The sequence below is a fragment of the Paracoccus yeei ATCC BAA-599 genome (genome assembly GCF_000622145.1).
In the GTDB taxonomy this organism is placed as follows: Bacteria; Pseudomonadota; Alphaproteobacteria; order Rhodobacterales; family Rhodobacteraceae; genus Paracoccus; species Paracoccus yeei.
This window is the reverse complement of sequence record NZ_JHWH01000044.1, coordinates 1-10846: the sequence shown is the minus strand read 5'-3', so window position 1 is coordinate 10846 and position 10846 is coordinate 1. Positions and strand designations below refer to the sequence as shown.

Genomic DNA, 10846 nt, shown 5'->3' with positions numbered 1-10846 from the left:
ACATACACCGCCGGCACCAGACGCACCTCATGACCATGGGATTCCGCCATCCGGCCCCAGTAGTGTGACGTGGCGCAGGCCTCCATCGCCACGATACAGGATTTCTGCTCAGCCAGCAGCGACACCAGCCGGGTGCGCGACAGAACACGGTTATATAGAACCGCCCCATCCAATCCTATTGCGCATACCTGAAAACTGCCCTTCGCCAAGTCGATTGCCAGCATGTTGATCGGTGTCGTCATCGATGTGCCCTCCCTTCGGTTCCGATGAAACCATCATGGCATAAGAGATGTCGTTGGGTGGGGGCATCCACCGCATCAGTTCACTTGACCATCCCCACGGCGCCGCTGCCATGTTCCGCTTCGCGGCCGATCATGCAGAATACATCACGGGAACGGAGGCGGGTCCGTGGCGGATGCAGATCCCGCTGGGCAGCTTTGAGGCGCGGTGGGACGGTGAGGCGCTTCTCGTTGAGGCAAGAGGCGTCAACCCCATCGGCCTCAGCTACATGAAGCTGATCTTCGTGGATCATATCCGAGAGTATCTCGCAGAGGAGGTAGAGTTGCACTGGGAGGGCGACGGGCAGTCCCATGGCGTTCCGCCGTTCTTCCGCGAGGTCCGCGTCACGGCATCGCGCCGCCTGACCCCCACCATGCAAAGGGTCACCTTCTCTGTTCCGGATCTGGAGGACCTGCCGCTGGATGAGCTTCACGTCCGTCTGCTCCTGCCTCCGGAGGATCGGCCAGCGAACCTGCCGCCTGTGTGGCCGATGCTGACGGCAAGTGGTGCGCTGAGCTTCCCCGCTGGATCTGATACCTTGCTGGTGCGCGTCTACACCATCCGCCATCTCGATCTGGCGCGGGGTGAGGTGGATATAGACTTCGTACTCCATCCGACTGCCGAGAGATCGGCTGGGGGTTGGGCTGCGACATGCCGCCCGGGCGATGTGGCGGGTCTGCTGGGACCGGGCGGCGGAGCGATTCCCCAGGCGCCACGGGTGCTTCTGCTGGGCGACGCGACGGCGCTGCCAGCCATCGCCCGGATGCTGGAGGCTGCGTCGCCGGACAGCAGGTGCGAGGCGATCATCGAGGTGGACGGTCCCGAGGACGAACAGGTTCTGACCGGCGGCCCGGTGAAGTGGCTGCATCGGCGTGGCGCCGCGCCCGGCACGACGCGGCTGCTGGTCGAGGCGCTTGCCCGGCGGCAGCCGTCCGGCGATCTTTATGTCTGGGCCGGATGCGAGTTCGACGCATTCCGCGACATCCGCCGTCACGTCCGTTCGATCTGGAAGATGCCGCGCGACCGGCACATGGTTGCAGCCTATTGGCGGCGCGGCATGGCTGGGGAAATGGCGGAGGAGCCGCATCACAGTTCGGCCGCATGAACTCGGCCGGCCGCGTCGTTCCTAGGCGCTTGTTGCCTGGGCCGTCCTGATCGCCAGACGCCTCAGCATCAGGACAGCCAGGACGGGCAGAATGGCGCTGAGGCCGAAGAAGACGCCGTAACCCGCATGTTGCGCCACAACCCCGGCCACAAGGCCGAGGGCCATGCTGAGCGCACCATCCAGGCATTGGAACAGGGTAAAGTCCACCCCGCCCTGCCTCGGGTCCGACCACCGCATGAACTGCGCATAAAGCGCGGTGAAGCCGATGGCCGACAGCGCCGATCCCGACAGCAGCGCGGCCGCGACCGGCAAGGCGGGGGGCAGGATGACCCCGGCGCCGCTCAGGGCCAGGCACAGCATCAGGATGGCCTGGGAGATCAGGGCGCCCCCCATGGTCGTCCGCACACCCCACCGCTGGACCGCCGCCCCGCCAAGCAGCGCACCCAACAGCCCAAGGACCAGACTGCCAAAGCCGTTGAGCAGCCCCACCGTCGCAAGGGAAATGCCCCTGTCGATCAGGAGCGGCCCCAGCATGCCCAGAGACAGCTTCTGGGCAATCACGAAGATCGCCGTCAGCATCAGGCCCTGCCGGATGTCGCGCCGGGCCAGCGCGCGGCGCAGACTGGGGCGCGGGCCCGCGGCCGGTGATGACGCGGACCCGCGCGCCGTCAGGGCGAACCAGATGAGCAGGACAGCCACCAGTCCGGCCATGAACCAGACCGCCCCTGTCCAGCCGATCCGCGCGACCATGACAAGAAGAAGCCCCGCGCCGATCGCCGATCCCACATAGGCGCCTCCGACCTGCGCGGCATTGCCCCAGCCGTGCCCGCTGCGCGCGAGGGCGCCAACCGCGTGGCCGTCAACGACGATATCAGCGGTTGCCGTGGCGAAGGCCACCACCATCAGGCAGGCCAGTGCCGGCAGCAGCGGCACCAGACCGACGACCCCGGTGGCCAGCAGACCCAGAACGGCGACCAGGCCGAACAGCAGAACCAGCATGGCGCTGCGGGGCGGTTGGCCCCAGGGCAACCGCCACCGTTCGATCACCGGCGACCACAGAACCTTCAGCGCCCAGGGCGCGATCAGCAGGGACAGAAGGCCGATCCGGTCAAGCGGCAGGCCCTGGTCGCGCAGCACGGCGGGCAGCCCGCCCCAGGTCAGGCCGCCGATCACGCTTTGCGCGACATAGGCGGCCCACAGGCCGGACAGGATCGCAGCCTGTCCGGGCTGCCTCGCGCCCCGCGCCATCAGAAGCGGCGGCTCAGGCTTGCCGTCCAGGTGCGGCCCTCGTCACGATAGCAGTATCCGGCGGTGCAGGTCTGCTTCTGCTGGTCGAACAGGTTCTTGATGTTCACCTGCATCTCGACCCCCGGCAGTTGCGCCGGCTGGTAGCTGACCCCCAGATCCACGAAGACCCGATCGTCGTTGGTGATGGCATTGGCATCATCGCCATAGCTTTCGCCGACATAGCGCAGGCCCGCCGCCAGCCCGAGACCCGTCGCCGGACCCGACTGGATGTCATACTTGCCCCAGAGCGAGAGCGTATCGTTCGGAACGCCCGACAGTTCGTTGCCCACGGTTCCCGCCGCGCCCTTCTCGATCCTGACGCGCTGGTGGGCATAGCTGGCGATCACGCCCCAGCCATTGTCCCAGTTCGCCTGCGCCTCCAGCTCGACGCCGCGGCTGTTCAGGTCCAGCTGGCGCTGCCGGTTCTCGCCGGTCGAGACATCCAGCACGGTGCCATCGCGCTGATCGATGTCGAAGACGGCTGCGGACAGCAGCAGGTTCGTGCCTGCGGGCGCGTATTTCAGACCGATCTCGCGCTGCGTGGACTGCGTGGGGCGGGCCGCACGCTGCGTGGCCTCATCGGCCGGGTCGTCATAAACGAAGCCGATATTGGGCGCGAAAGAGGTCGAGACGCTGCCATAGACCATGACGCCGTTGCTCCAGTCATAGCTCAGCGCCAGGCGCCCGGAACGGCCGGTATCCTCCTGAGTGCCCGTCGAACGGTCGGCAGCCGTGGTGGTCGTCTCGACACTGTCCCAGCGGGCGCTGGCGAAGGCCTGCCAGTTGCCCCATTGCATCTGGTCATGCAGGTAGATGCCCATCTGGCGCTGCTCCTGCGCGCCGGTGAAGGGCACCGCAGCCGCGGCGGTATCGGCAGCCGAGACATAGCCCAAGATGCTGTAGGTCTCATAATCGGCGCGGGTCATGTCGATGCCGGCCAGGATGTCGTGGGACACTGCCCCGGTATTCCCGCTCCAGCGCAACCCGTTGTCGAGCACCAGCGTGTCGATGTTTTCCTTGTAGTGGCCCCAGTAGCGGGCCAGGTCGGCGCCCACGGGATAATGGCCGCTGTATTCCAGGTCGATGTCGACGCGGGCCGCACGGAAGCTTTGGCGCAGCGTCACGCTGTCGTTCAGGTCATGCTCGATCTCATAGCCGAGACGCCACTGGTCCTGATCGAAGTCGTTGTAGTCGGGATCGCCCTCGTAGAGGTCAGACACCTCGCCATAGGCCGGGTTGTAGAAGGCGGCGGTTCCGCCCGTCACCGAACTGGAAACCTCGGCCAGCAGGGTCGCGCGGGTCACGCCATTGTCCCAGGACAAGGCCGGGGCGAAATAGGTCTTGTCGTCCGCGTAGCCGGGAAGATCGCTGTTTGCCTTGCGGGCCAGACCCGTCAGACGATAGCTGAACTCGCTGCCTTCCGACAGCGGACCGGAGAAATCGCCCGCGATCTGGGCGCGGTCATTGGCGCCGGTGGTCAGTTCGATCTCGCGATAGCGGTCGTCCTTTGGGCGCTTGGTGATCAGGTTGACGATGCCGCCCGGCCCGCTGACACCGTACAGGGACGAGTTCGGCCCCTTCAGCACCGCGACCCCTTCCAGCCCGTAGGGCTCGGACTTGAACCAGGCGGTCGGCGCGTTGTATTGGCGCAGCCCGTCGCGGAAATAGCCGTTGTAATAGGCCGGAAGCCCGCGCAGGAAAAAGGCGTCGAACCGGGTGTCAAAGCCGTAGTTGTTCGGGTTCGCGGCGGCCGTATAGCCCAGGGCTTCGTTCAGGGTGCGCGGCGCCTGATCCTCGATCTGGTCCTGCGTGACGATGGTGACGGCCTGGGGGATCCTGCCGACAGGCGTATCCAGCTTGGTGGCCGTTCGGCTGGTGCCGGGAACATAGCCGTCCTGGACCAGCGTGGTGTCGCTTTCCGCTTCCAGCGTGATCTCGGACAAGACGTAGGGAGCCTCCTGCGCGACAGCGGGAAGGGCCGCAACACCGGCAAGCAGGCAGGCAATCAACGGTCTGTTCATCATGGTTCCTTGGGCAGTATGGCAGAAAACGGCTCACGGTGGGGGTACAGAGATTGGTGACGCGCCTGCACATGATGAACGCGCCACATGCCAAGCTGCCATTGCCGCTACAAATTCTTATTGAAATTGTCAAGTATTGGATGTTTGCTTGTGCTGTCCGGCACGTGGGCGTTGATGAAGGTGACGGCGCCGTCACTGCCATCACGAGCCAAGTAAAAGACACGGAGGTTTTTTTGCCCTTGACCGCAGGCCAGCGTCTTCGTTGCAGAATGTAGCTTTCAGCATTAATTGGCAGGTGTCTTCGGGCGCTATGTGACACCGATCACGAGCGTGGTGCGGGACCTTCGACATTGCCGGTAGAGCGACCGACGACTAGCCCGGACGAACGCGAGACCCAGCCGGATTGCCCCCGCGCTCGGAGCTATGCTTGCCAGGGGGCTGAAGTCGAGCGTCAAGGGATAAGCGTCGGCATCGCTAGAGGAATGCGATCCTGCTCACCCAATGCAATATCGGTAGCTTAGCGGTACTGCTAAAGTAGTCGAGCGGATCAGATCCGGCTAGCCGTCACTCCTGGCCCGGCACCAGTGCAGCTGGCCCGCCGGTGTTGCCGCCGACCTCACCCGGAGGCACTTCACCCTCCCGCGGAGGCGGACCACCCTCGGGGGGTGGGGTGCCAGGCTGGCCATCGCTGCCGGACGGTGGTCCTCCCGGGCCACCTCTGCCACCTTGGCTCACCGCCTGCGGGTCCACACCGATGACCAGCGTGGCCACGTACCGGTCTCCGGTTTCACGCACACCGGCATAAGCACCTTCGCCCGCTTCCTCAGCAATCCCGTCATTGCTGTTGACGGTATCGCGGGCTGAGGCGCGGTCGTTGTAGGGCGGCACATTGTCGTAAAGGTATTGCGAAAGCGCATCGGGGAAAAAGATCTGTCCCGTGAGCACGTTCGTTTCGTCCAGAAACACCTTGTGGTGGATGTGTGTGGTCCGGCCCCGATACCAGCCGGGATAAATCGTCCGGAAGGTGACGATCCCGCGCGCGTCGGCCATTTGCGTCCCTCTCAGGAAGGTCTCGCCTAAAGTATCGAGGGTGCCGTCGCTGCCCTGGTTGGCATAGCCCGAGTAGTTGCCTTGAGCGTCACAGTGCCAGATGTCCACGCGGGCGCCCGCAAGTGGCCGGCAGGAGGCATCCACCACCTGGATCACCATGTCCATCGCAACGCCTTCCTTACCCTCCGTGATGTCCGCACGGACGAGTTCGGGGTCGATGTAATAGGGTCCTTCCGTCACTTCGGTGGCGAGCATGCAGACGTTGGATGAGATGAGCCCCGCCGTGACAGCAGCGGCTTCCTGCGCTTGTGTGGGGCGGGCGCCCAGCATCACCGCCGGAGACGCGGCAAGAGAGGCCAGAACGGCGCGGCGGGTAGGGTCATATTGGGTCATGAGGGCAACTCCAGTAGACGCATGAACCTTCAACGCAGATTTGCGTTCAGGGGTCCTCGATTCACGGACCAGTGCAACCAGTCGAGGCAGTGCATATGCACCATCTGGCACGTCCTGCGGCTATACCTTCGGCAGGGCACATGAGGGCTGTTCAGCCAGCCCCATCTCTGATTCTGGGATTCCTTGTTGAGACCGGCGGCAGGTCATCCCACCGCCGGCGCAGCCCCGGATCAGTTCCGGGGCGGCTGGAAGCCGGGCGGGGGAGGCAGCTGGCCATGTTGCGGGCCGGGCCTGGGGCCAGACTGCAGACCACGGCCATCGGATCCCGGACTACCCTGGCCGGGCCATCCTGCGCCGGGGCCGCCACTCCCTTGATCAGGTCGGCCGCGGTCCAGCTGCGGGCCGCCGTGCTTGCCCCCGCGATCCTCCATACGGTCGCCGTCATGCATGCCGCGCGGGCCGGGAGCGAACTCGGGATCGATCCGAGCAAGCTTCGCCAGCTGCTCGGGCGTCAGCGCGCCGCGCAGTCCCTGGATCGCGTCGAGCAGGGTCTGCGCCTCCTGCGCCCTGGCAACCATTTGCCGTGCCAGAAGCTCGGACATCAGCGGCGGCGTGGCGCCAGCCGCGGGCGCCACGCCGGTTTCGCGGGTTGCTCCGGACTGCTCTGCCATCCCGGCGGGTGCAGGCGGTGCCGGCGGCTCGGCCAGGGCTAGCACGGCCGAAGTATAAGCACGCCACGCGCTTTCCTGCTCGGCCGTGATCCCGAGGAAGATCTCGGCGGCCGAAAGCTTCCCGGCAAGGCGCAGCGCCATGCCGTCACGCTCGGGCGACGGTGCCTCGGTGCGGGGCGCACCGGCCGGTGCGGGGATCGTCGCAGGTGCGGGTTGCGCGCCGGGCACAAGGGCAGGTACCGCCTCCTGCGCCTGCGAGGCCAGCGGAGCGGCAAGGGCCGTCACCGCGGCCGCGGTCATCAGCAGCTTGCGGGTCATGGTCGTCATATCTTGTCCTTTCGTCCTGCGGCTGCAAAAGGCAACCGGTTCACCGCTCGGGCATTCAGTGCTGCAGGCGTCCGAGGCTGCCCACCTCCTGCACGATGCGCATCGTGGCGGGGTCGATCAGCACCACGCGTTCGTCCACGACGCGATACTCGCGGCCGCGCGGCGGCGCCGGCAGCTGGCGCTTCTCGGACGCGCGCAGCCCCCGGGCCTCGCGGAGATCCGGGGCGCGCCGCTCGTCACGGGCGGAATGCGCCCGCTCGGGTTCGGGCCGGCGGGGCTTTGCGTTGCGCTCCTCCTGACCGCGGGGTGGCTGAGATTTCTGGTCCCGTGCCTTCTGGTCACGGGGAGGCTGCGGCGCTTCGCGGCAGCTCTTCGCATTCTTCGGGCAATCGACCGCCGGCGGAGGGGCCGGCTGGGCCGATGCAGGGGCGGTCGCCGCGATCGTGCCTCCAAGGGCCATCGCGGTTGCCATCAGCAGCGCATTCAACTTCTTCATCGTCGGTCCTTTCCAGGATCATGCTGGCCCGGGCTTGTCCCGGTGGTCGATCAACCACCTTGTCAGCGCTGCGTTCGGCGGCGAACAGCGGCAGTTTGTAACTGCATGTGTCGCGCACGGGCGCAGCAACACTCAGTTACAAAAAATGTGTTTCGGCGTGCAATTTTGACCCCCTAATGGGGGTTATAGGCGCGCAATTTTGACCCCCCCTGTAGTTTCGTCACATCGTTCGCTGCGGGTCAGCGGACGGAGGGGGAGTTGAAGCAGGTGGACACGATTGCGCGGGTCCGACGGGCCTTCTACGTGCAGCGCTGGTCGATGAAGAGGATCGTGCGCGAGCTGCACGTCTCTCGGAACACCGTCCGCAAGATCCTGCGGTCGGATGAGACGGACTTCAGCTACGAGCGGACGCATCAGCCCATGCCGCGGATCGGGCCGTGGCAGGACCAGCTCGACCGGCTGCTTGCGGCGAATGCGGGCAAGCCATCCCGAGAGCGGCTGACGCTGATCCGGATCTTCGAAGAGCTGCGCGCGCTTGGCTATGAAGGGGGTTACGACGCGGTCCGTCGCTTTGCCCGCACCTGGTCGCAGAGCCGCGGGACAGCGGCGGCTGAGGCCTATGTGCCGCTTTCTTATGACCCAGGAGAGGCTTACCAGTTCGACTGGAGCCACGAGGTGGTGCTGGTCTCCGGCGTGACCATCACGGTGAAGGTGGCTCATGTCCGCCTCTGCCACAGCCGGATGATGTTCGTCCGAGCCTACCCGCGCGAGAGCCAGGAGATGGTCTTTGAGGTCGTGTCTCGGAAGTGGTGGAAATTGGCTGGCGGCGTAATCTCCGGGTGAACTGACACCCACCCAACCGGCGGCGGCAACCGCCAGGGAGAGTGAGGGCCGCAAGCCGCCACCGGTCCGAGGCGCGGCCCGAACGCCATGAAGCAGAATACCGACAGCTCATCCTTTTCGCTACTGCCCGACGCCAGCGGGTATGATCTGATCTAGGATCGCCTGCGGGCGAATGTCCGTGCCACCATTGAGGCCATGTTCGAAGAAGAACTGGCCGAGTTTCTCGGTCGCCTGCGTTACGGCCGCGGCGACGACAAGGCCAAGGGTTACCGCCACGGGCATCGCGACCGACACCTGACCGGCACTTTCGGCACCGAGACGGTGCGGGTTCCTCGTGCCCGGATCGAGGACGAGGCCGGCAAGATCACCGAATGGCGCTCGAAGGCACTGCCCCGCTACAGGCGGCTGACAAAGAAGGCCGAGGCCCTGATCGCGGCGGTCTACCTGGCCGGCACCAACACGCGCCGGGTCAAGCGGGCGCTGTTCGGACTGTTCGAGGGGGCGGTGAGCAAGGACGTGGTCAGCCGGGCCTGGCGCAAGGTGAAGGTCGATTGGGACGCGTGGTCCACCCGCGACCTGGCCGAGGAGGATATCGTGCGGCTCATCCTCGACGGCACCGTCATCAAGACCCGACTGGACCGCAAGGCCACCAACATCTCGGTGCTGGCGGCGATCGGTGTTCGGCGCGACGGACAAAAGGTGCTCCTCTCAATCAGGAACATGGGCGGCGAAAGCACGGCTGCCTGGAGCCAATTCCTCGCCGATCTGGACGCGCGGGGCCTGAGGCGGCCCGAGTTCGTAATCGTTGACGGCGCCCCCGGCCTTGAAGCCGCGCTCGTGGCGCTCTGGGGCGGGGACCTGCCCATCCAGCGCTGCACGGTTCACAAGCACCGCAACCTGCTTGGCCACGCGCCCAAGCGCCTGCACGACGAGCTGAGCGAAGACTACCGCGACATGATCTATGCCAATACGGCCGCCGAGATCGAGAAGCGTCGCAAGGCCTTCCTCCGCAAATGGAAGCTGAAGTGCCGGGCCGTGGCCGACAGCCTTGAAGAAGCAGGCGACCGGCTCTTCAGCTTCACCCGCCTTGATCCCTCGCAATGGAAGTCGGCAAGGACCACCAATGCCATCGAGCGTCTGAACGAGGAGTTCCGGCGCCGCATCAAGACCCAGACCGTCCTGCCCTGCGCCGAAACCGTGCCGATGCTGCTCTGGGCGCTCCTGGCATCAGGGCAGATCCAGATGCGCAAGGTCGATGGCTGGGAAACCCTTTCTCAGCCTCTCGTGCCGATGTCCCTTGACCTCGCGGCCTGACTGGAGCCAACGTTACATGCACGGAGCGCGCTGCTCGGCAATTTCCACCACATTCGCGACACGACCGAAAACAGTCCCCCGGACTGTTTTCAGATCCTCCTCCATCCTCCCGGTAGAGCCGATAGAGCTTCTTGTGGTTCATGATCATGCCCTTGCGCTCGAGCAGCACGCCGATCCGGCGATAGCCGAACCGGTGCCGCTTTCCGGCGATTGAGCGGGGGGAAGGTCACGGAGGTGGCCGGGATCAGGCGCTCTGGGATACGAGCTTGTCATAAAGCTGCCGGTAAGTCGTATTGTGCTTGTAGGCACTGACGGCCTTCAGGATCAGCTCCCATTCCTCGGACGTGAGATGAGGTCCCGGTGCACATGGACGAGGGGCATAAGGAATTGAACTCGGCCGAAGCGAAAGGGCGTGCATGGGGGCTTCCTGGTTCCGATGGCAGTAAAGCACTGCAAACGATTTCAGGAGCGCGAGGTTCACCGCTGCTCATCAACTTTCTTGTGCAACAACCTCAGATTGCAGTAACGCTGCGTCGAGATGGGACATTCTGTCAACGGCGGTGCAAAATCCGGCCACGTGGCGGGGCATGTTGCACAAATCGGCTGCTGATCGGACTTCCCCTTTCCCCGGACAGACTTATCCTGCGACCTCTGTGATGGGCGTGCCGAGCGCGGTGAAGCCGTTGAGCACGGCGACGCGCACCTGGAACTCCGCGACCTGACGGTCGAAGTCGCGTGCGCTGAGGCGCTGGCCGACAGCGCGACCTCGGCCGCCAGTTCCGCATTGGTGATGCGGCCGTTGCGCTGCAGCACCGCCAGGATGCGCCGGTCGGTCAGGTCAAGCTCGATCATGACGCATCCCCTGGCATGGGCTCAGGCGCGCAGGCCACGCAGCTCGTCGCGGATCTGCATCAGCAGCTCTTCCTGCGTCGGGCCTGCGGGGGCGGCCTCGGCCTCTTTCTTGCGGATGGCGGTGCTCTGGATCTTGTTCACCGCCTTGACCAGCAGGAACACCGCCCAGGCGATGATGAGGAAGTTGATGATCGCCGACAGGAACGAG

7 protein-coding genes and 6 pseudogenes are annotated in these 10846 nt (G+C 65.4%); 3 read left to right on the top strand and 10 right to left on the bottom strand.

Annotated elements, in window-relative coordinates:
- Positions 1–242 (bottom strand): annotated as a pseudogene (locus BU28_RS0116960) (IS110 family transposase); the annotation flags it as partial.
- Between the two features lie 110 nt (positions 243–352).
- On the opposite strand from BU28_RS0116960, the gene BU28_RS0116955 reads away from it, so the two are divergent.
- Entirely contained in the window at positions 353–1384 is a 1032-nt protein-coding gene (locus BU28_RS0116955) for a siderophore-interacting protein (protein ID WP_143809785.1), read from the top strand.
- Positions 1385–1405: 21 nt separating this feature from the next.
- On the opposite strand, the gene BU28_RS0116950 is transcribed toward BU28_RS0116955, so the two are convergent.
- From BU28_RS0116950 to BU28_RS0116930, 5 genes are all read right to left on the bottom strand, one after another.
- Positions 1406–2632: an MFS transporter gene (locus BU28_RS0116950; protein WP_036763300.1), complete on the bottom strand. Its 1227-nt coding sequence runs from the start codon at positions 2630–2632 to the stop codon at positions 1406–1408.
- Positions 2632–4692, bottom strand: coding sequence for a TonB-dependent siderophore receptor (locus tag BU28_RS0116945; protein WP_028720504.1), 2061 nt, complete (start codon positions 4690–4692; stop codon positions 2632–2634). Before BU28_RS0116945 ends, BU28_RS0116950 begins: the two co-directional genes overlap by 1 nt.
- Before the next feature lie 564 nt (positions 4693–5256).
- Positions 5257–6135: an intradiol ring-cleavage dioxygenase gene (locus BU28_RS23525; RefSeq protein WP_036763297.1), complete on the bottom strand. Its 879-nt coding sequence runs from the start codon at positions 6133–6135 to the stop codon at positions 5257–5259.
- Positions 6136–6365: 230 nt separating this feature from the next.
- Positions 6366–7133: a Spy/CpxP family protein refolding chaperone gene (locus tag BU28_RS24300; RefSeq protein WP_051578280.1), complete on the bottom strand. Its 768-nt coding sequence runs from the start codon at positions 7131–7133 to the stop codon at positions 6366–6368.
- Between the two features lie 55 nt (positions 7134–7188).
- Positions 7189–7629, bottom strand: a complete 441-nt coding sequence (locus BU28_RS0116930; RefSeq protein WP_028720503.1) for a hypothetical protein — start codon at positions 7627–7629, stop codon at positions 7189–7191.
- 258 nt (positions 7630–7887) lie between these two features.
- Here BU28_RS0116930 and BU28_RS23515 point away from each other — a divergent pair.
- Both BU28_RS23515 and BU28_RS24945 read left to right on the top strand, forming a co-directional pair.
- A pseudogene (locus BU28_RS23515) lies at positions 7888–8433 on the top strand (IS21 family transposase); the annotation flags it as partial.
- Positions 8434–8559: 126 nt separating this feature from the next.
- A pseudogene (locus BU28_RS24945) lies at positions 8560–9786 on the top strand (IS256 family transposase).
- 100 nt (positions 9787–9886) lie between these two features.
- Here the strand turns inward: BU28_RS24945 and BU28_RS24940 are convergent.
- From BU28_RS24940 to BU28_RS0116915, 4 genes and pseudogenes are all read right to left on the bottom strand, one after another.
- A pseudogene (locus BU28_RS24940) lies at positions 9887–10003 on the bottom strand (IS3 family transposase); the annotation flags it as partial.
- Between the two features lie 420 nt (positions 10004–10423).
- Positions 10424–10549 (bottom strand): annotated as a pseudogene (locus BU28_RS25645) (IS5/IS1182 family transposase); the annotation flags it as partial.
- Positions 10531–10635 (bottom strand): annotated as a pseudogene (locus BU28_RS24935) (AsnC family transcriptional regulator); the annotation flags it as partial. The pseudogenes BU28_RS25645 and BU28_RS24935, both read right to left, overlap by 19 nt.
- A gap of 24 nt (positions 10636–10659) precedes the next feature.
- A partial coding sequence (locus BU28_RS0116915) for an MscL family protein (RefSeq protein ID WP_028720501.1) occupies positions 10660–10846 on the bottom strand: 187 nt, incomplete at its 5' end.

What these genes read in the sequence shown, in the direction of transcription:
- BU28_RS0116955 (WP_143809785.1), top strand. Translation starts at nt 353, where the DNA reads ATGTTCCGCTTCGCGGCCGATCATGCAGAATACATCACGGGAACGGAG.
- BU28_RS0116950 (WP_036763300.1), bottom strand. Translation starts at nt 2,632, where the DNA reads ATGGCGCGGGGCGCGAGGCAGCCCGGACAGGCTGCGATCCTGTCCGGC.
- BU28_RS0116945 (WP_028720504.1), bottom strand. Translation starts at nt 4,692, where the DNA reads ATGAACAGACCGTTGATTGCCTGCCTGCTTGCCGGTGTTGCGGCCCTT.
- BU28_RS23525 (WP_036763297.1), bottom strand. Translation starts at nt 6,135, where the DNA reads ATGACCCAATATGACCCTACCCGCCGCGCCGTTCTGGCCTCTCTTGCC.
- BU28_RS24300 (WP_051578280.1), bottom strand. Translation starts at nt 7,133, where the DNA reads ATGACGACCATGACCCGCAAGCTGCTGATGACCGCGGCCGCGGTGACG.
- BU28_RS0116930 (WP_028720503.1), bottom strand. Translation starts at nt 7,629, where the DNA reads ATGAAGAAGTTGAATGCGCTGCTGATGGCAACCGCGATGGCCCTTGGA.